Source organism: Streptomyces sp. NPDC054961 (assembly GCF_053609145.1).
On the sequence record NZ_JBSGWY010000010.1, the window covers coordinates 1 to 19,299 of the forward strand.

Sequence of the window (19,299 nt, forward strand, 5' to 3'; positions counted from 1 at the left end):
GCCGCGCGCCCCCGCGCGGGGCGCGGCGCGCGCGCCCCGGCCGGGCGGGGGTCGCGGGCGCGCCCGGCCGCCCGCGGCCCCCCGGCGCGCCCCCCCCCCCCCCTTCGTGATGCTTCCCCGGGTCGACCCGGGTCCCTCAGGTCCTACGGCTGCTCCTACGGGTTCTCCGTGCCGCCGATGATCCCCGGCGGGATGTCGATCCCGCCGATCGGGTCGGTCGGGGCCCCGCCCGTGCCGCCGGCGGCCGTCTGCTGCCCGCCCGGCCGCCCGTCACCGGGCTTGCCGTTGCCGGGCTTCCCCGGCTTCCCGGGCTTGCTCGGGTTCGGGTTGGGGTTCGGCTTGCCGCCCGCGGCCGGGCTCGGGGTGTCGGGGATGTTCACCGTGCTGAAGCCCGGCGCCTCCCGGCCCGACAGCGCGCCCGAGACCGCCTGCTTCCAGATCGGGCCCGGCAGACCGCCGCCGAAGACCTTGTCGTAGTAGTGGCCGCCGATGGTGATGTTCTCCATCGACACCTGCTTGGTGCCGCCGGAGCCGACCCAGGTGGCGCCGGACATGTTCGGCGTGTAGCCGACGAACCAGGCGTTGTACCGGCTGTCGGTGGTACCGGTCTTGCCCGCGCTCTGCCGGTCGGTCAGACCGGCCTGCTGACCGGTACCCGAGTCGACCACGCCCAGCAGCAGCGTGTTGATGGTGTCGGCGGTCCGCTCGCTCATCGCGCGGTCGCACTTCGACTTCGGCACCGTCAGCGCCTTGCCGTGCGAGTCGGTGATGGACTCGATGGCGACCGGGGTGCAGTACGTGCCGCGGTTGGCGAAGGTGGCGTAGGCGTTGGCCATGGTCAGCGGGGACATGCCCTCGGTGCCGAGCGCGATGGCCGGGACCTCGGGGAGCTTGGTGCCGTTGGCCGGGATCACGCCGAGCTTGGAGGTCATCTCGGTGACGGGGCACAGGCCGATCTCGGAGATCATCTCCACGAAGTAGGTGTTGACCGACTTGGCCATCGCCTCCTTCATCCCGTACGGCCCGACCTCGGACTCGGTCTCGTTCTCCACCCGGTCCTTGGCGGTGTTGACCCAGGGCTTGTCGCCGCAGGTCTGCACCGGGCTCGGGTAGTCCATGTCGTACGGGGCGTTGTACATCTTGGTCGGCGGCAGCCCGCGCTCGATGGCGGACGCCGCGACGAAGGCCTTGAAGGTGGAACCGGTCGGGAAGCCGAAGTTCGAGCCGCCCATCTTCTTGTCCACCGAGAAGTTGATCTGGGTCTCGTTCTTGCCGAAGCCGTACGGCTTGGACTGCCCCATGGCGAGGACCCGCCCGGTGCCGGGCTGGACGAGGGTGACCGCGGTGGCGACCTTGTCGTCCTGGTCGACGTGGTCCTTGATGGACTCGTTGACCGACTCCTGCGACTGCGGGTCCAGGGTCGTGCGGACGGTGAGGCCGCCCTGGTTCCAGACCTTCGCCCGCTCCTCGCGCGTCTTGCCGAAGGCGGCGTCGTCGAGGAAGGAGTTGCGCACGTAGTCGCAGAAGAAGCCCGCGCCCTTGACGGCGGTGATACAGCCGTTCTTCGGCTTGACGACCTTCAGCTGGACCGGCTTCGCCTTCGCCTCGTCCGCCTCCGCCTGCGAGACGTCCTTTATGTCGGCCATGCGCTGGAGGACGACGTTGCGGCGCTTCATCGCCTCCTGCGAGTCGTTGACCGGGTCGAACCGGCTCGGCGACTGCACCACGCCCGCCAGCAGCGCCGACTCGTCCAGGGTCAGGTCCTTGGCCGGCTTGCTGAAGTACCGCTGGGCCGCGGATTCGATCCCGTACGCCTGCTGCCCGAAGTACGTGATGTTGAGGTAGTTCTCGAGGATCTTCTTCTTCCCGAGTTCCTCCTCGACCTGGATCGAGTACTTCAGCTCGCGGATCTTTCGCCCGAGGCTCTTCTCCTGGGCCTCGCGCACCTTCGTCTCGTCGTCGCCGGCCTCTTCGACGAAGACGTTCTTCACGTACTGCTGCGTCAGCGTCGAGGCGCCCTGCGCCGCGCCGCCCTCCTGCGCGTTGCGGTTGACCGCGCGCAGGATGCCCTTGAGGTCGACCGCGCCGTGCTCGTAGAACCGGGAGTCCTCGATCGCGACGATCGCCTTCTGCATGTACGGGGAGATCGCCGTGAGGGGGACCACCTGCCGGTCACGCGAATAGACCGTGGCGATCAGGCCACCCTCGGAGTCGAGAATCGTGGTGCGCTGACTCAGCGGCGGAGTCTTCAGATTGGCCGGGATCTCATCGAACCCTTCCACCGTGCCCTTGGCCGCGAGTCCCAGGGCGCCGGCGCCCGGGATCGCGATGCCCGCGAGCACGACTCCGGCGAGAACGGACACACCGAGGAACTTGGCGGCCTGCTGTGGCCCCGTGAGCCCGCCGCCCGAGCGCTTCTTTCCCATGGAGGGCAGCCTACGTTCTCATTCGCCGGACACGCGCGAATGCCTTGGCCTAAGCTGCCCTCAACTGTCACAGCAGTGCGATGGGACATCAACCCCTCGGCTTGTTTTTCACCCTTCCCGAATGGGGTGGACGCATGTCCGAATCCCGCCCCCTGTGATCGCGTGGAGCCGCCGATTTCACCCAGATCGCCGGAATGGTCGGGCATGTCGCGGGATCACTCCGTCGGGTGATCTGCCGCTTACCCATAGTCCGTTCGGACCATTCAAGATTGGGCCCGTCGGGGGTGTTGCGCCGTGCCCGCCTTCCGTAACGTCCTCAACTGGCAGCGGTGAATATGCCGCTACCGCCGTGGGGGAGCCTCGATTCGGGAGAGGACGGCGCCGGGATGGGCTGGGTTACCGACTGGAGTGCGCAGGCAGCCTGCCGCACTACCGATCCGGATGAACTGTTCGTTCAAGGAGCGGCACAGAACAGGGCCAAGGCGGTGTGCACCGGTTGTCCGGTGCGGACCGAATGCCTGGCCGACGCGCTCGACAATCGTGTCGAGTTCGGAGTGTGGGGCGGAATGACCGAGCGGGAACGACGTGCGCTGTTGCGCCGGCGTCCCACCGTCACCTCGTGGAGGCGACTGCTCGAGACCGCCCGTACGGAGTACGAGCGCAGCACAGGCATCCTCACCGTGGATGTCGACGGGGAGATCGGCGTCCCGTACGAGACCTACGCGGCGGCCGGGTAGATCACCCGCGCCGTCCCGCGTACGAAACCGGCCCCCGCACCTGGGGGTGGCGTACGGACGCTCACGCTCCGGCCGGAACCCCGGCCGCGAGTCGCTCTCCGATGGCCCGCAGCCCGGCGAGGTCGTGCACATCGCCGGGCAGGGCGGCCACTTCGCACACCGCCACTTCGGGGTGCAGCGAGGTGAAGCGGTCACGCGTGCGCTGTTCGCGCGCGATCACCTGCATGCGTTCCGCGTGCAGGCGCAGCAGCCCCGCCGTGATCTCGTCCACGTCGGTGTCGGGGTCGTGCCCCGTGCCGGCGTCCGTGACGCCGTCGGCGTCGCTGTCGGTGTCGGCGCCCGTGTCGGCGACCGGGTTTGGGTGGGAGGGGTCACGAAGTCCAGCTTTCCCGGACTCCTGATCGACAATGCCGCCCGCTTCAAGATTCTCCGCGGCGGCCAACGCCCGCTCCGCGGAGAGCTGGTCGGCGCCGCTGCCGTGCACCCGGTTCAGTACGAGACCGGCCAGCGGCATGTTCTCCGCCGCCAGCCGCTCCACGAAGTACGCCGCCTCGCGCACCGCGTCCGGCTCGGGCGCCGCGACCACGAGGAAGGCGGTGCCGGGAGCCTGGAGCAGCCGGAAGGTCGCGTCCGCGCGGGTGCGGAAGCCGCCGAACATGGTGTCCATGGCGGCCACGAAGGTCTGTACGTCCTTCAGCAGCGAGGCACCCATCAGTTTGCTGAGCGTGCCCGTCATCATCGACATGCCGACATTGAGGAACTTCATCCCCGCCCGGCCGCCCACCTTCGCCGGAGCCATCAGCACCCGGATGAACTTGCCGTCCAGGAAGGACCCCAGGCGCCCCGGCGCGTCGAGGAAGTCCAGTGCGGACCGGCTCGGCGGCGTGTCCACCACGATCAGGTCCCAGTCGTCCCGCGCCCGCAGCTGCCCCAGCTTCTCCATCGCCATGTACTCCTGCGTGCCCGCGAACCCGGCCGACAGGGACTGGTAGAAGGGGTTGGCGAGGATGGCCTGCGCCCGCTCCGGGTCCGAGTGACCTTCGACGATCTCGTCGAAGGTCCGCTTCATGTCGAGCATCATGGCGTGCAGCTCGCCGCCGCCGGGGCCCGTCACGTCCCGGACCCTGCGGGGGGTGTTGTCGAGCGAGTCGATCCCCATCGACTGCGCCAGCCGGCGCGCCGGGTCGATGGTCAGGACGACCACCTTGCGTCCCCGCTCGGCCGCCCGCACGCCGAGCGCCGCCGCGGTCGTGGTCTTGCCCACCCCGCCGGAGCCGCAGCAGACGATGATCCGGGTCTGCGGGTCGTCGAGCAGCGCGTCGATGCCCAGCCGGGGCGGCGTGTCCAGGCCGGTGCCGCCCTCGGGGCCCGTGCCCGCGCCGGTGCCCCTGCCGGTGTGCGCGCCCCTGCCCCTGGACCGGTCCGTGACGGGGGCCGTCCTCGTGGTGTCGCTCATGCCGATTCCCCTTCCCCGCCGACCTGCTCGCGCAGCTCCGCGGCGAGCCCGTAGAGCCCGGCCAGATCCATCCCCGCGCCGAGCAGGGGGAGTTCGTACGTCGGCACGCGCAGCTCCTCCAGAGCGGAGCGCTGGGCGCGCTCCAGCTCCACCCGGCTCGCGTGCTCCCCGGCCTGCGCGAGCAGCGGGTCCACCAGCCGTTCGGCCAGCCCCCCGCGCCGGGCCCCGCCGAGGCCCGCCCGGGACAGTGCCCTGGCCACCTCCGCGCGGTGCTCCCCGGCGGCGCCGCGCAGGGCGTCCCCGTCGAGGTGGTGCGGCCGGACCATGTTCACGACGACCCGGCCCACCGGCAGGCCCGCCTGCCGCAGTTCGGCGATCCCGTCGGCGGTCTCCTGGACGGGCATCTCCTCCAGCAGGGTGACCAGGTGGACGGCCGTCTCGGGGGACTTGAGCACCTTCATGACGGCCTGTGCCTGGTTGTGGATCGGCCCGAACCGGGCCAGACCCGCCACCTCGTCGTTGACGTTCAGGAAGCGGGTGATCCGCCCGGTCGGCGGAGCGTCCATGATCACGTGGTCGTAGACGAACCGTCCGGCCTTGTCCTTGCGCCGCACCGCCTCGCACGCCTTGCCGGTGAGCAGCACGTCACGCAGTCCCGGCGCGATGGTCGTCGCGAAGTCGATGGCGCCGAGCTTCTTGAGGGCGCGGCCGGCCGAGCCGAGCTTGTAGAACATCTGGAGGTAGTCGAGGAGCGCCCGCTCGGCGTCGATGGCGAGCGCGAACACCTCGCCGCCGCCCGAGGCCACGGCGATCTTGCGCTCCTCGTACGGGAGCGCCTCCGCGCCGAAGACCTGCGCGAGACCCTGCCTGCCCTCGACCTCCACCAGAAGAGTCCGCCTGCCCTCGCGTGCGAGGGCGAGCGCGAGTGCGGCGGCGACCGTGGTCTTGCCGGTGCCGCCCTTGCCGCTGACCACCTGGAGCCTGCTCACAGGGCACGAGCCTAATTCCTTCCGTGCGGTGGGGGTGGGGCCGGGGGGCCGGGGCGCGGCGCGGCAGGCACTACGCTCGCCCTCATGACCAAGAAGTTCGAATACGCGACCGTCCCGCTGCTGGTCCACGCCACCAAGCAGATCCTGGACACCTGGGGCGAGGACGGCTGGGAGCTCGTCCAGGTCGTACCCGGGCCGAACAACCCCGAGCAGCTCGTGGCGTACCTGAAGCGGGAGAAGTCGGCATGAGCGGCGTCGTCGACGCGAAGCTGGCCGAACTCGGCCTGATCCTCCCCGAGGTCGTCCCGCCGCTGGCCACGTACCAGCCGGCCGTGCGGTCGGGCGCGTACGTGTTCACCGCGGGCCAGCTCCCGATGATCAAGGGCAGCCTGCCGGTCACCGGCAAGGTCGGCGCGGAGGTCTCGCCGGAGCAGGCCAAGGAGCTGGCGGCCACCTGCGCGCTCAACGCGCTGGCCGCGGTGAAGTCCGTGATCGGTGACCTCGACAAGATCGCGCGTGTCGTGAAGGTCGTCGGCTTCGTGGCTTCGGCCCCCGACTTCACCGGGCAGCCGGGCGTGCTGAACGGCGCGAGCGAGCTGCTGGGCGCGGTCCTCGGCGACCGCGGCGTCCACGCGCGCAGCGCGGTCGGCGTGGCGGTCCTCCCGCTGGACGCCCCGGTCGAGATCGAGATCCAGGTGGAGATCCTTCCCTCCTGACGGGCCTTCGCGCCCCTCGCACCACCAGGCCCCGGCGGGCCCCCCGGACTCCGTCCGTCGGCCCGCCGGGGCCTTCTTGCGGGGCCGGCCGGGCCCGCTGGCAGGGCTGCCGGGCCCATCCGGCGGGGCCTGCGCCCACCTTTCTGCGCACCCGCCGGCGGGGACGGGCGACGCGGCCGCGTGCCTGGTGGGAGGCCCGGGCCTCGAACATCGAGCCGGATGGCCGTAGCATCCCGCCATGCCGAATGCCGAGCACGGACAGCAGCCCCCCTCCGCCGGAGGCCAGTGGTACCCCCCGGAGTGGCCCGACCGCATCCGCGCGCTCGCCGCCGGCACCCTCACGCCGACCGCCCCCAAACGCGCCGCCACCGTCATGCTCCTCCGCGACAGCGCCGGCGGCAGCGACGGCGGCAGCGACAGCCGCACCGGCCCCACCGGCCCCACCGTCCACATGCTCCGCCGCCGCGCCTCCATGGCCTTCGCCGGAGGCGCGTACGCCTACCCCGGCGGCGGGGTCGACCCGCGCGACGAGGACCACCGCATCGGCTGGGCCGGCCCGAGCCGCGCCGAGTGGGCCCGGAGGATGGGCACGGACCCGGCCACCGCCCAGGCCATCGTCTGCGGAGCCGTCCGCGAGACCTTCGAGGAGGCCGGGGTCCTGCTCGCCGGCGAGTCCGCGGACACCGTGGTCGGCGACACCACCGGCGAGGACTGGGAGGCCGCCCGCGCGGCCCTCGTGGCCCGCGAGCTGTCCTTCGCCGAGTTCCTCGAGCGCCGCGGCCTCGTCCTGCGCTCCGACCTGCTCGGCGCGTGGGCCCGCTGGATCACCCCGGAGTTCGAGCCGCGCCGCTACGACACCTGGTTCTTCGTCGCGGCCCTCCCCGAGGGCCAGCGCACCCGCAACGCCTCCACCGAGGCCGACCGGACGGTGTGGATCCGCCCCGCGGACGCCGCCGCGGGCTACGACAAGGGCGAGCTGCTGATGATGCCGCCGACCATCACCACCCTGCGCTCCCTGGAGCCCTTCGCGAGCGCCGCGGCCGCGCTCGCCGCCGCTCCCGCGCAGGATCTCTCCCCCGTCCTCGCCCGCGCCGCCTTCGAAGGCGACGAGCTCGTGCTGAGCTGGCCGGGCCACGACGAGTTCACCAAGAGGGTCCGCCTCGCGACCCGCGGAGGAGCCCCCGAATGACCGACGCCGACGCCCTGCCCGGCCAGCCCCGCGGAATGGTCGTCTCCGGGCCCGCCACCGCGCGCGCGGTCAACATCCTGGCGCCCAACGCCTCCGCGATGACCCTCGACGGCACCAACACCTGGCTCGTCTCCGAGCCGGGCTCGGACCTGGCCGTCGTCATCGATCCCGGCCCGCTGGACGACGTACACCTGCGCGCGGTCGTCGCCACCGCCGAACAGGCGGGCAAGCGGGTCGCGCTGACCCTGCTCACCCACGGCCACCCCGACCACGCGGAGGGCGCCGTCCGCTTCTCCGAGCTGACCGGCAGCAAGGTCCGCGCCCTCGACCCCGCCCTGCGCCTCGGCGACGAGGGACTGGGCGCCGGGGACGTGATCCGCACCGGCGGCCTCGAACTGCGGGTGGTCCCGACCCCCGGCCACACCGCCGATTCGCTCTGCTTCCACCTGCCGGCCGACCGCGCGGTCCTGACCGGCGACACGGTCCTCGGGCGCGGCACCACCCTCGTGGCGCACCCCGACGGGCGTCTCGGCGACTACCTGGACTCCTTGCGCCGGCTCCGCTCCCTGACGGTCGACGACGGGGTCCACACGGTGCTCCCGGGCCACGGGCCGGTCCTGGACGACGCCCAGGGCGCCGTGGAGTTCTACCTCGCCCACCGCGCCCACCGCCTGGCCCAGATCGAGACGGCGTTCGAGAGCGGCTTCGTCACCCCGGAGGCCGTCGTCGCGCACGTCTACGCGGACGTGGACCGCTCGCTGTGGCCGGCCGCGGAATGGTCCGTGCGGGCACAGCTGGAGTATCTTCAAGATCACGGACTGATCCCTGGGGGCCCCGAGTGAACACGCTGTTCCTGCTGCTCGCGCTGCTCGGGACCGCGACCTGGATCACCTCGACGGTGGTCCTGCGGATGAAGGCCCTGGAGCGGCGGGCGGACGGGCTGGAGCGTCGCCTCGGGCTGGTCCTGGACCACTTCGGCATCGAGGAGCCGGAGCCGGCCGGGCTGGAGGGCGTGCGGGCCCTGGCCTCCGAGGGACGGACGGTCGAGGCCATCAAGGCCTACCGGGAGGCCACGGGCGCGGGCCTGCTGGAGGCCAAGCGGGCGGTGGAGGCCCTCTAGTGCCGCGTCAGGCGACGTTCGCCCCCTCGCGCTAGCTCCGGGGCGTCTTCGTCCCGTGCCGGGCCGTGTACTCGTCCGCGAGCCAGGGCCCGAGGTCCTCGACGTACGCGCGCAGGACGGCCGGGTCCGCCACCGGGTCGAGCGCGGCGGCCGCCGCGGCCCGCATCTGCGCCGCGCGCTCGGGGTAGTACTGCCCGAAGACCTCCGCGGACTCCACGAGATCGCTGGTCCAGCCCTCCCACCTCGGCATGACCAGGGTGAAGCCGGTCCGCACCAGGTGCCGGGAGAAGGCACGGCACAGCTTCCGGCGCTCCTCGGGCGTGGCCGCCGCCCCGGTCCGGGCCCGCATCATGGGCAGGAGGTCCGCCAGGTCCCCGTTGGTCTCGCGGGCGAGCAGGCCGTCCGGGCGGTAGCGGGGCAGGTGCTCGGCCAGGTCGGCGCCGAGCAGCGGCGTGCACAGGCAGGCGAGGAACCAGCCCAGGTCGTGCCGTTCCCGGTCGCTCAGCAGCCGGTCCTTGCCGTACAGCAGGATGCCGACCCCGTCGATCTGCGGGAAGTCCTCGTCGATCCCGCGGCCGAGCACCTCGGCGGTGTCGCGGTCCTCGTCGGTGGGCTCGTGGTGCAGGGCGAGCAGCAGGTCCAGGTCGGAGCGCCCGGGACGGGCGGTGCCGCGCGGCAGGGACCCGTACACGTACGCGCTGTGCAGCCGGCTCCCGTACGCCTCGCCGGTCCGCTCCCGTGCGGCGGCCACGACCCCCTTGAACTGCGCCTGCACCCGCCCGAGCGATCCCTCGCGCTCGAAGTAGCCGTACGCGTCCAGCCCTCTGTGCTCCATGCCCCCCACTGTGCCTCCACTCCGGCCGCCACCCCACGGACGGACCGCCTGCCTCCGGACGGACCGCCGGTCTCCGGACGGACCGCCGGTCTCCGGACGGACCGCCTGCCCGTCCGGCGCCGCCTCCCGCGCACGCGAAAGGGCCCCGCCCGACCGGGCAGGACCCTCCACACGGACGACCGGCGTCAGCGCGAACGCTTCGCCAGCCGCTCGACGTCCAGCAGGATCACCGCACGCGCCTCCAGCCGGAGCCACCCGCGTCCCGCGAAGTCGGCCAGGGCCTTGTTCACGGTCTCGCGCGACGCGCCGACGAGCTGCGCCAGCTCTTCCTGCGTGAGGTCGTGCACGACGTGGATGCCTTCCTCGGACTGCACGCCGAAGCGGCGCGACAGGTCCAGGAGGGCGCGGGCGACGCGGCCCGGGACGTCGGAGAAGACCAGGTCGGACATCTGGTCGTTGGTCTTGCGCAGGCGCCGTGCCACCGCGCGCAGCAGCGCGGTCGCGACCTCGGGCCGGGCGTTGAGCCACGGCTGCAGGTCGCCGTGGCCGAGGCCGAGCAGCTTGACCTCGGTCAGGGCGGTGGCGGTGGCGGTGCGCGGGCCCGGGTCGAAGAGCGACAGCTCGCCGATCAGCTCGCCGGGGCCGAGGACGGCCAGCATGTTCTCGCGGCCGTCGGGGGAGGTGCGGTGCAGCTTCACCTTGCCCTCGGTCACGACATACAGCCGGTCACCGGGGTCGCCCTCGTGGAACAGGGCATCACCGCGTGCGAGGGTCACCTCGCCCATGGAGGCGCGGAGCTCCGCGGCCTGCTCGTCATCGAGCGCCGCGAAGAGCGGGGCACGCCGCAGTACGTCGTCCACGAGTCTCTCTCCTATGTCGACCAGCCAGGGGATCGCTCCCCCATTTTGCCGGACGGCTCAAACAGTGCGATCAATCACGTTCATCACAAGGATGCCGGACGGACGGGTGTGCTGTGCGGCGAGGGAGCTATCGGGGCGGTGTTACCTGAGGTCCGGGGTGGGTGTCGGTGCGGGCTCCCGAGGCCGCAGCGGGTCCAACAGGCCGGTGGGAGCACAGGCCAAGGGGTTCGGAGGAGTGACGGACCCGGGAAATTCCGCCGTGGGCGAACAGCCCCAGTCTTAGGTCCTCCGGGCGCGGTCCGCCCCTCTTCAGGGCAAAGTTTCGGCCAAGAAACCCGTGATCGACCCGAGGTCCCGTCCGGCCACGGGCGGCGGGCCGTCCGGCGTAGCCTTCGGGGATGGCAGAGATCAAGGTCAAGAAGGCCGGGGCGGCCGGGCCCGAGAGTCGCCTGGCGATGGTGCGGCGGGCGCGCAGGATCAACCGCGAGCTGGCGGAGGTCTACCCGTACGCCCATCCGGAGCTCGACTTCCGCAACCCCTTCGAGCTGCTGGTCGCCACCGTCCTGTCCGCGCAGACCACCGACCTGCGCGTGAACCAGACGACCCCGGCCCTCTTCGCCGCCTATCCCACCCCCGAGGACATGGCCGCGGCCGCCCCCGAGGCGCTGGAGGAGATCATCCGGCCGACCGGGTTCTTCCGGGCCAAGGCCAAGTCCCTCCTCGGCCTCTCGCAGGCGCTGCGCGACAACTTCGGCGGCGAGGTCCCGGGCCGGATCGAGGACCTGGTGACGCTTCCCGGCGTCGGCCGCAAGACGGCCAACGTCGTCCTCGGCAACGCGTTCGGGGTGCCGGGCATCACGGTCGACACGCACTTCGGCCGGCTGGTGCGGCGCTGGAAGTGGACCGCGCAGGAGGACCCCGAGAAGGTCGAGGCGGAAATCTGCGCGATCTTCCCGAAGAGCGAGTGGACGATGCTCTCGCACCGTGTCGTCTTCCACGGCCGCCGGATCTGCCACGCGCGCCGGCCCGCGTGCGGCGCCTGCCCGATCGCTCCGCTCTGCCCGGCCTACGGGGAGGGCGAAACCGACCCCGAGAAGGCGGCGAAGCTGCTGAAGTACGAGAAGGGCGGCCGGCCCGGACAGCGTCTGAGCCCGCCGCCGGACTACCCGGGCCTCCCGGCCCTGCCGCTGGGCGCCGGCCCCGCCGCGTCCTGAGCGGGGTCCGCGGAGGAACCAATCCGGCCCGGGGCGGCGTTGTCCCGGTGGCGGCGACGAGCACGGAGCAGGGGTGCCTATGACGCGCGGTACGCGGGACGAGAGCGTGACGGAGACGGCCACGCCGCCCAAGCAGGGCCACGGCCAGGGCGCGCGCCCCGGCGCGGGGAGCATCGACCTCTCCGTCCAGGGCCTGCCCGGCTGGCTGGATCCCGTCGTCGAGGCGGCGCGGACGGTCCGGCCGACCCAGCTCAGCCGGTTCCTGCCGCCCGAGGACGGCGGCGGCCGCCAGTCCGCCGTGCTGATCCTCTTCGGCGAGGGTCCGCGCGGCCCCGAGCTGCTCCTCATGGAGCGCGCCGGCACCCTGCGTTCGCACCCCGGCCAGCCCTCCTTCCCCGGTGGCGCCCTCGACCCCGAGGACGGCGACCCGCACACCACCGGCCCCTTGCGCGCCGCCCTGCGCGAGGCCGAGGAGGAGACCGGCCTCGACCCGGCCGGGGTCCAGCTCTTCGGCGTGCTGCCGCGCCTCTACATCCCGGTCAGCGGGTTCGTCGTGAGCCCGGTGCTGGGCTGGTGGCGGGCCCCCAGCCCGGTCGGCGTCGTCGACCCGGCCGAGACCGCCCGCGTCTTCACGGTGCCCGTGGCCGATCTCACGGACCCGCGGCACCGTGTCACCGTCGTCCACCCGGGCGGGTTCCAGGGCCCGGCCTTCACCGTCGAATCGGCTCTGGTCTGGGGTTTTACCGCGGGAGTGATCGACCGCATCCTGCATTTCGCGGGCTGGGAGCTCCCGTGGGACCGGTCTCGGCAGGTCCCGCTCGACTGGAGCGCATGAGACGGTGACCCACGTGAACGTGCTGGACATCCTGTTGCTGCTCGCCGCCGTATGGTTCGCGATCGTCGGCTACCGCCAAGGCTTCGTCGTCGGCATCCTGTCGGTGATCGGCTTCCTCGGCGGTGGTCTCGCCGCCGTGTCCCTGCTGCCCCTGGTCTGGGATCAGGTGACCGACAACGGCACCCAGGTGTCCACCACGGTCGTCGTCATCGCCGTGGTCGTGATCATCATCTGTGCCTCGGTCGGGCAGGCGTTCACCACGCACCTGGGCAGCAAACTCCGGCGCCAGATCACCTGGTCCCCGGCCCGCGCGCTCGACGCGACGGGCGGCGCCCTGGTGAACGTGGTGGCGATGCTCCTGGTCGCCTGGCTGATCGGGTCCGCGCTCGCCGGTACGTCACTCCCCACGCTGGGCAAGGAAGTGCGCAACTCCAAGGTGCTCCTCGGGGTCTCGCGGGTGCTGCCGGCGCAGGCGGACACCTGGTTCTCGGACTTCAGCACCACCCTCGCCCGCAACGGGTTCCCGCAGGTCTTCAGCCCGTTCTCCAACGAGCCCATCACCGAGGTCAGGGCTCCCGACCCGCTGCTCGAGCACACCCCCGTGACCGAGGACGCCAAGCGCTCGATCGTGAAGGTCGTCGGCACCGCGCCCGCGTGCAGCAAGGTGCTGGAGGGCACCGGCTTCGTCTTCGCGCCGGGCAAGGTGATGACCAACGCGCACGTCGTCGGCGGGGTGGGCGAGCCCACCGTGCAGGTCGGAGGGGAGGGCAAGCTCTACGACGGCAAGGTCGTGCTCTACGACTGGGAGCGCGACATCGCCGTCCTGGACGTGCCCAAGCTGAAGGCGCCCGCGCTGGAGTTCACCGACAAGGACGCGGCGAGCGGCAGCGACGCGATCGTCGCCGGCTTCCCGGAGAACGGCGGGTACGACGTCCGCGCGGCGCGCGTCCGCGGCCGGATCAACGCCAACGGTCCGGACATCTACCACCGGGGCACCGTGCGCCGTGACGTTTACTCGCTGTACGCGACGGTCCGGCAGGGCAACTCCGGCGGCCCGCTGCTGACGCCCGACGGCAAGGTGTACGGGGTCGTCTTCGCCAAGTCCCTCGACGACCCCAACACCGGTTATGCCCTGACGGCGGACGAGATCCGCGACGACATCAGGATCGGGAAGACGGCGGACCAGCGGGTCGACAGCCAGGGCTGCGCCCTCTAGGCCCCCCTGGGCTCTCCGGCCCAGGGCCTGCGCCGCCGGGCCGCCTACGTGCGCTGGTGCCGCAGCCGGGCGGAGACCCAGCGGGCCCGGCGGCGCAGGATGTGCGGAATCCCGAGTCGGAGGTCGTGGCCTTCGCGGCCGTGCCCCCTGTGCGTGCCCGGCGTGACCGTCGAGCGGCGTTCGTGTGCGGTGTCACCGTAGTCGTGCGTCCAGCTCATACTCCGAGCTGTGCCCGGGGCCCAAGGTCGGTAATCGCCCTGGAGGCGGCCAATTGGCCTATGCGCCAGGCAATTGAATGCTTGTCATATGGGCCACTGGCTCACCCGGGCTGCCTCGGGCGTGCCTTGGGGGTGCGGCCGGTGCGGATCCCGGTGTGCTCCCGGTGCGCCGCCGCCGCGCGGCAGGGCGCGCCGACGCCCTCGCCGCGGCCCACCGCTTCACCGGTCGGGTTCGGGGTCCTTGAGCCAGTTGACCAGTTCGGTCGAGAAGGCCACCGGGTCCTCCTCGTGCGGGAAGTGCCCCAGCCCGTCGAACAGCCGCCAGCGGTACGGGGCTTCGACGTACTCACCGGAACCCGCCGCGCTCCGCGTCCGCATCACCGGATCGAGCGAGCCGTGCAGGTGCAGTGTCGGCACCCGCACCGGCCGCTTCATGCGCCGGTTGAACTGGAGCCCGTCGGGCCGGGCCATGGACCGCACCATCCAGCGGTACGGCTCGACCGAGCAGTGCGCGGTGGACGGGATGCACATGGCCCGCCGGTACACGTCGACGTCGTTCTCGTCGGGCAGCCGGGGCCCGGACCAGTCCCGGATCAACTCGCCGACGAGTGCCCCGTCGTCGGCGACGAGCTGCCGCTCGGGCACGAACGGCCGCTGGAAGCCCCAGATGTGCGAGCTGGCCCTGGTCTGCCCGAAGTCGGACAGCATGGCCGAGCGCCAGCGGCGCGGGTGCGGCATGGAGGACACCACGAGCCGGCGCACCAGCTTGGGCCGCATCACGGCCGCCGTCCAGGCGAGATACCCGCCCAGGTCGTGCCCCACGAGGGCCGCGTCCGGCTCGCCGAGGGACCGTACGACCCCGGTGATGTCGAGCGCCAGGTTGGCCGGGTCGTAGCCGCGCGGGGTGCGGTCGCTGCCGCCCACCCCGCGCAGGTCCATCGCGACGGCCCGGTACCCGGCGTCGGCGAGAGCGGTCAGCTGGTGCCGCCACGTCCACCAGAACTGCGGGAACCCGTGCAGCAGCAGCACCAGCGGGCCGTCACCGAGTTCGGCGACGTGGAAGCGCGCCCCGTTGGCCGCGACGTCCCGGTGGGTCACCTCTCGCCCGCCGGGGAGGCCGATCCGTACCGCCGAGGCGGCGGTGGGAGGCGTACCGGGCGTGCCGGAGGCGCCGGACGTACCGGAATCCGGGGAGGGCGCTGTCATGAAGACGAGCGTGCCACACCCACGGCCTTGTCACTGACCGGCCGCTCGTGCGGCTTGACCGTCCCGACGACCGCGGCGGTCTGCTTGAGCGAGGCGATGGTCTTCTCCGGCGGCTTGACCTTCTTGAACTTGCTCACGGCGATCAGCGCGAGCAGGCCCGCGAGCAGCAGGAACGCCACGCCGACGATCAGGAACGACCAGGCGAGCCCGAGCCCGAGGTTGTGGATCCCGTACGCCGCGGCGAAGCTGAGCACCGGGAGGGCGAAGAGGGCGAACACCCCTGCGATGCTGATCGCGGTACCACCGATGGCCGCCCGCCTGACGTCCTGACGGATCTCCGCCTTCGCGAGGGCGATCTCGTCGTGCACCAGGGCGGACATCTCGGCGGTGGCCGAGGCGACCAGCTGGCCGAGTGTGCGCTCGGCTCCTGGAGCCCCTTGGTCCACTGCGCTCATCGCTCTCTCCCTCTGTCGTCCGTCGGTGACGGCTGTGTCCTCCGTCAGGTCAGATCATGCCGGACGGCCGCCGTCGGCGCTGGACCCGCCCGCGGCTTCCGCGGCGCCGGCCGCGGTCGCTTCGGCCTTGCGCAGGTGCTCCGCGGCCTTGGCCTCGTAGATCTTCGCCATCCGCAGGTGGTAGTCCGGCTTGTCCTGTTCGTAGATGTCCGGGATGCCGTCGAGGTCATCGTCGCGGTCCTCTTCCGCGATGAGCGCCCGGTACTTGCGGTTGCGCATCTTGAGGAGGATGCCGGCGAGGACGGCGGCGATGAGCGAGCCGATCAGAACGGCCGCCTTCACCTCGTCGGTGAGGACGGGGTCGTCGGCGAAGGCGAGTTCGCCGATCAGGAGCGAGACGGTGAAGCCGATGCCGGCGAGCGAGGCGACGGCGAAGACGTCCGGCCAGGCGAGGTCGTCGTTCAGCTCGGCCTTGGTGAAGCGGGCGGCCAGCCAGGTGCCGCCGAAGATGCCGACCGTCTTGCCGACGACGAGGCCGAGGACCACGCCGAGGGTCTCGGGCCGGGTGAAGACCTGGCCGATGGACTGGTAGGTGAGGGCCACGCCGGCCGAGAAGAGGGCGAAGAGCGGAACGGCGAGACCGGCCGAGACGGGCCGCACCAGGTGCTCGATGTGCTCGCCGGGGGACTGCTGCTCGCCCTCGACGCGGTGGCAGCGCAGCATGAGGCCCATGGCCACGCCCGCGATGGTGGAGTGGACGCCGCTGTTGTACATCAGGCCCCAGATCACGAGGGCGAGCGGGATGTAGATGTACCAGCCGTGGACGTTCAGGCGGAGCAGGAACCAGAAGAGGACCAGGCCCGCGAAGGCCCCGCCGAGCGCCAGGAAGTTGATGTCGCTGGTGAAGAACACCGCGATGATCATGATGGCGAACAGGTCGTCGACCACGGCCAGGGTCAGCAGGAACGCGCGCAGCGCGGACGGCAGCGAGGTGCCGAGGACGGCGAGGACGGCGAGCGCGAAGGCGATGTCGGTGGCGGTCGGGACCGCCCAGCCGTCCGTCGAGCCGTTGCCGAGCACGTTGACCAGGACGTAGACCAGCGCGGGCACGGCCATGCCGCAGACGGCGGCGATCACCGGGAGGGCGGCGGCCCTGGCGTCGCGCAGGTCACCCGCGACGAGCTCGCGCTTGAGCTCGATGCCGGCGACGAAGAAGAAGATGGCCAGCAGGCCGTCGGCCGCCCAGTGCTGGAGGGACAGGTCCAGGCCGAGGGAGGCGGGTCCGATGTGGAAGGAGCGGACGCTCTCGTAGCTGCCCGCGATGGCGGGGACGTTGGCCCAGACGAGGGCGGCGATCGCGGCCGTGAGGAGCAGCACGCCGCCCACCGTCTCGGCGCGCAGCGCGTCGGCCACGAAGCGGCGCTCGGGCAGCGACAGGAGGCCGAGGAACTTGCGGCGGGGCTGGTCGGTGGGGCTGGGCGCGGCCACGGGGGGCACCTCCGGGGTGGGTTGGACGGCATGGCGAAGCACGTTGCCGACCAGACTTCCCGGCGCACCCTGTGGAGTCATACTTTTACGTTTCTCGCACTTTACAGGGCGCACGCAGGGGTATATCCGGCGATCATCACTTTAAGTGCGGAAGGGACATCCGGCGCGGTGCGCCGGATGCCCCTCATGGCCCTGTCGTACCCGCCGTACCCGCCGTACGGGGGCGGACGGGTCGCGCGGGGACGGACGTGCGTGCCGTCCCGGGACCTCAGTCCTCGCTGCCGGCCGCCGGCAGCTTGCTCTGGATCAGGTCCATGACCGAGGAGTCCGCGAGGGTGGTGACGTCGCCGACGGCGCGGTTCTCGGCCACGTCGCGCAGCAGACGGCGCATGATCTTGCCCGAGCGGGTCTTCGGCAGCTCCTGCACCGGCAGGATCCGCTTCGGCTTGGCGATCGGGCCGAGCGTCGAGCCCACGTGGTTGCGCAGCTCCGCGACCAGGGTGTCCGTCTCCGAGGCGCTGCCGCGCAGGATGACGAAGGCCACGATGGCCTGGCCGGTGGTCGCGTCGTTCGCTCCGACGACCGCCGCCTCGGCGACCGCGGGGTGCGAGACGAGCGCGGACTCGACCTCGGTGGTCGAGATGTTGTGGCCGGAGACCAGCATCACGTCGTCCACCCGGCCGAGCAGCCAGATGTCGCCGTCGTCGTCCTTCTTGGCGCCGTCGCCGGCGAAGTACTTGCCCGGGAAGCGGGACCAGTAGGTGTCGATGAACCGCTGGTCGTCGCCCCAGATGGTGCGCAGCATCGAGGGCCACGGCTCGGTGAGGACCAGGTAGCCGCCGCCGCCGTCGGGGACCTCGTTGCCCTCGTCGTCCACGACGGTGGCGCCGATCCCGGGCAGCGCGCGCTGGGCCGAGCCCGGCTTGGTCGCGGTGACGCCGGGCAGCGGGGAGATCATCATGGCGCCGGTCTCGGTCTGCCACCACGTGTCGACGATCGGACAGCGGTCACCGCCGATGTTCTTGCGGTACCAGATCCAGGCTTCGGGGTTGATCGGCTCGCCGACCGAGCCCAGGACGCGAAGGCTCGACAGGTCGAACTTCGCGGGGATGTCGTCGCCCCACTTCATGAACGTGCGGATCGCGGTGGGCGCGGTGTAGAGGATGGTGACGCCGTACTTCTGCACGACCTCCCAGAAGCGGCCCTGGTGCGGGGTGTCCGGCGTGCCCTCGTACATCACCTGGGTGGCGCCGTTGGCGAGCGGCCCGTAGACGATGTAGGAGTGCCCGGTGACCCAGCCGATGTCGGCGGTGCACCAGTAGACGTCGCTCTCCGGCTTCAGGTCGAACACCGCGTGGTGGGTGTACGAGGCCTGCGTGAGGTAGCCGCCGGAGGTGTGCAGGATGCCCTTGGGCTTACCCGTGGTCCCCGAGGTGTAGAGGATGAACAGCGGGTGCTCGGCGTCGAAGGCGCGCGGCGCGTGCTCGGCGCTCTGCCGCTCGACGATCTCGTGCCACCAGACGTCGCGGCCCTCGGTGAAGGCGGTGTCCTGGCCGGTGCGGCGCACCACGAGGACGTGCTCGACCTGCGGGCACTTGGCGACGGCCTCGTCGATGGCCGGCTTCAGGGCCGAAGGCTTGCCGCGGCGGTAGCCGCCGTCGGAGGTGATGACCAGCTTGGCGTCGGCGTCCTGGATGCGGGAGGCCACGGCGTCGGCCGAGAAGCCGCCGAAGACGACGGAGTGCGCGGCGCCGACGCGGGCGCACGCGAGCATCGCGACGACCGCCTCGGGGATCATCGGCAGGTAGACGGCGACCCGGTCGCCGGCCTCCACGCCCAGCTCGGTCAGGGCGTTCGCGGCCTTGGAGACCTCGTCCTTGAGCTCGGCGTAGGTGATCGAGCGGCTGTCGCCGGGCTCACCCTCGAAGTGGATGGCCACGCGGTCGCCGTTGCCGGCCTCGACGTGACGGTCCACGCAGTTGTACGCGACGTTCAGCTTGCCGTCCGCGAACCACTTCGCGAAGGGCGGATTGCTCCAGTCGAGCGTCTCGGTGGGCTCGGTGTCCCAGCTCAGCCGCCGTGCCTGCTCGGCCCAGAAGCCCAGCCGGTCCGCGTCGGCCTGTGCGTACGCAGCCCCTGTCACATTGGCAGCGGCGGCCAGGTCGGCAGGAGGAGCGAATCGGCGCTCCTCCTTCAACAGGTTGGCCAGGCTTTCGTTGCTCACGACATCTCCCTTTCCCAGGGTGTCCGTTGTGTCCCCGGGCATAGCTCATCAGTCAATGGCCCAGGTGACAAGGGGTTGCCGGAAATTGGTGTAGACCTATTACCCGGCGGCTGGG

19 protein-coding genes are annotated in these 19,299 nt (G+C 71.8%); 9 read left to right on the top strand and 10 right to left on the bottom strand.

Features of this window, described 5'->3' with window-relative positions:
• Window positions 1-155: 155 nt before the first annotated feature.
• A complete protein-coding gene (locus ACWF9Z_RS12265) occupies window positions 156-2,426 on the bottom strand; it encodes a transglycosylase domain-containing protein (RefSeq protein WP_453600753.1) in 2,271 nt (756 codons plus the stop codon).
• 386 nt (window positions 2,427-2,812) lie between these two features.
• Between ACWF9Z_RS12265 and ACWF9Z_RS12270 the strand changes: the two genes are divergently transcribed.
• Window positions 2,813-3,163, top strand: coding sequence for a WhiB family transcriptional regulator (locus tag ACWF9Z_RS12270; protein WP_356658480.1), 351 nt, complete (start codon window positions 2,813-2,815; stop codon window positions 3,161-3,163).
• Window positions 3,164-3,224: 61 nt separating this feature from the next.
• Here the strand turns inward: ACWF9Z_RS12270 and ACWF9Z_RS12275 are convergent, their stop codons facing one another.
• Window positions 3,225-4,619 (bottom strand): ArsA family ATPase, encoded by a 1,395-nt coding sequence (locus ACWF9Z_RS12275; RefSeq protein WP_453600756.1) that lies wholly within the window; start codon window positions 4,617-4,619, stop codon window positions 3,225-3,227.
• Window positions 4,616-5,608, bottom strand: coding sequence for an ArsA family ATPase (locus tag ACWF9Z_RS12280; RefSeq protein WP_453600759.1), 993 nt, complete (start codon window positions 5,606-5,608; stop codon window positions 4,616-4,618). Before ACWF9Z_RS12280 ends, ACWF9Z_RS12275 begins: the two co-directional genes overlap by 4 nt.
• Window positions 5,609-5,692: 84 nt before the next feature.
• Here ACWF9Z_RS12280 and ACWF9Z_RS12285 point away from each other — a divergent pair, with 84 nt between their 5' ends.
• The 5 genes from ACWF9Z_RS12285 (at window position 5,693) to ACWF9Z_RS12305 (ending at window position 8,633) form a co-directional block, all read left to right on the top strand.
• Window positions 5,693-5,857 carry a DUF4177 domain-containing protein gene (locus ACWF9Z_RS12285; RefSeq protein WP_107089134.1) on the top strand — a complete coding sequence of 55 codons (165 nt, stop codon included), beginning with the start codon at window positions 5,693-5,695 and terminating at the stop codon, window positions 5,855-5,857.
• Window positions 5,854-6,324: a RidA family protein gene (locus ACWF9Z_RS12290; protein WP_453600762.1), complete on the top strand. Its 471-nt coding sequence runs from the start codon at window positions 5,854-5,856 to the stop codon at window positions 6,322-6,324. Before ACWF9Z_RS12285 ends, ACWF9Z_RS12290 begins: the two co-directional genes overlap by 4 nt.
• A gap of 238 nt (window positions 6,325-6,562) precedes the next feature.
• Window positions 6,563-7,513: an NUDIX hydrolase gene (locus ACWF9Z_RS12295; protein ID WP_453600764.1), complete on the top strand. Its 951-nt coding sequence runs from the start codon at window positions 6,563-6,565 to the stop codon at window positions 7,511-7,513.
• Window positions 7,510-8,355 carry an MBL fold metallo-hydrolase gene (locus ACWF9Z_RS12300; protein WP_453600767.1) on the top strand — a complete coding sequence of 282 codons (846 nt, stop codon included), beginning with the start codon at window positions 7,510-7,512 and terminating at the stop codon, window positions 8,353-8,355. The genes ACWF9Z_RS12295 and ACWF9Z_RS12300 overlap by 4 nt, the downstream gene beginning before the upstream one ends.
• Window positions 8,352-8,633 (top strand): hypothetical protein, encoded by a 282-nt coding sequence (locus ACWF9Z_RS12305; RefSeq protein WP_453600770.1) that lies wholly within the window; start codon window positions 8,352-8,354, stop codon window positions 8,631-8,633. Before ACWF9Z_RS12300 ends, ACWF9Z_RS12305 begins: the two co-directional genes overlap by 4 nt.
• A gap of 31 nt (window positions 8,634-8,664) precedes the next feature.
• On the opposite strand, the gene ACWF9Z_RS12310 is transcribed toward ACWF9Z_RS12305, so the two are convergent.
• Together ACWF9Z_RS12310 and ACWF9Z_RS12315 are read right to left on the bottom strand one after the other, a co-directional pair.
• A complete protein-coding gene (locus ACWF9Z_RS12310; RefSeq protein ID WP_453600773.1) occupies window positions 8,665-9,468 on the bottom strand; it encodes a nucleotidyltransferase domain-containing protein in 804 nt (267 codons plus the stop codon).
• A 185-nt stretch (window positions 9,469-9,653) separates the two neighbouring features.
• Window positions 9,654-10,328 (bottom strand): Crp/Fnr family transcriptional regulator, encoded by a 675-nt coding sequence (locus ACWF9Z_RS12315; RefSeq protein ID WP_003981529.1) that lies wholly within the window; start codon window positions 10,326-10,328, stop codon window positions 9,654-9,656.
• 398 nt (window positions 10,329-10,726) lie between these two features.
• Here ACWF9Z_RS12315 and nth point away from each other — a divergent pair, with 398 nt between their 5' ends.
• The 3 genes from nth to ACWF9Z_RS12330 all read left to right on the top strand — a co-directional run bounded on the left by nth (window position 10,727) and on the right by ACWF9Z_RS12330 (window position 13,593).
• Complete coding sequence (gene nth, locus ACWF9Z_RS12320; protein WP_453600778.1) at window positions 10,727-11,542, top strand: endonuclease III; 816 nt, start codon at window positions 10,727-10,729, stop codon at window positions 11,540-11,542.
• 79 nt (window positions 11,543-11,621) lie between these two features.
• Window positions 11,622-12,377 (top strand): NUDIX hydrolase, encoded by a 756-nt coding sequence (locus tag ACWF9Z_RS12325; protein WP_453600781.1) that lies wholly within the window; start codon window positions 11,622-11,624, stop codon window positions 12,375-12,377.
• Between the two features lie 13 nt (window positions 12,378-12,390).
• Window positions 12,391-13,593 (top strand): MarP family serine protease, encoded by a 1,203-nt coding sequence (locus tag ACWF9Z_RS12330; RefSeq protein ID WP_453601092.1) that lies wholly within the window; start codon window positions 12,391-12,393, stop codon window positions 13,591-13,593.
• 44 nt (window positions 13,594-13,637) lie between these two features.
• Here ACWF9Z_RS12330 and ACWF9Z_RS12335 read toward each other — a convergent pair whose 3' ends face one another.
• The 5 genes from ACWF9Z_RS12335 to acs all read right to left on the bottom strand — a co-directional run bounded on the left by ACWF9Z_RS12335 (window position 13,638) and on the right by acs (window position 19,226).
• The gene (locus ACWF9Z_RS12335) at window positions 13,638-13,811 is read right to left on the bottom strand and encodes a hypothetical protein (protein WP_453600783.1); all 174 of its coding nucleotides are present in this window, start codon (window positions 13,809-13,811) and stop codon (window positions 13,638-13,640) included.
• A gap of 219 nt (window positions 13,812-14,030) precedes the next feature.
• A complete protein-coding gene (locus ACWF9Z_RS12340; RefSeq protein ID WP_453600785.1) occupies window positions 14,031-15,017 on the bottom strand; it encodes an alpha/beta fold hydrolase in 987 nt (328 codons plus the stop codon).
• Entirely contained in the window at window positions 15,014-15,472 is a 459-nt protein-coding gene (locus ACWF9Z_RS12345) for a phage holin family protein (RefSeq protein ID WP_453600786.1), read from the bottom strand. Before ACWF9Z_RS12345 ends, ACWF9Z_RS12340 begins: the two co-directional genes overlap by 4 nt.
• 54 nt (window positions 15,473-15,526) lie before the next feature.
• Window positions 15,527-16,960: a Na+/H+ antiporter NhaA gene (gene nhaA / locus ACWF9Z_RS12350; RefSeq protein ID WP_453600788.1), complete on the bottom strand. Its 1,434-nt coding sequence runs from the start codon at window positions 16,958-16,960 to the stop codon at window positions 15,527-15,529.
• A 268-nt stretch (window positions 16,961-17,228) separates the two neighbouring features.
• Window positions 17,229-19,226, bottom strand: a complete 1,998-nt coding sequence (gene acs, locus ACWF9Z_RS12355; protein ID WP_453600790.1) for an acetate--CoA ligase — start codon at window positions 19,224-19,226, stop codon at window positions 17,229-17,231.
• Window positions 19,227-19,299: the final 73 nt, after the last annotated feature.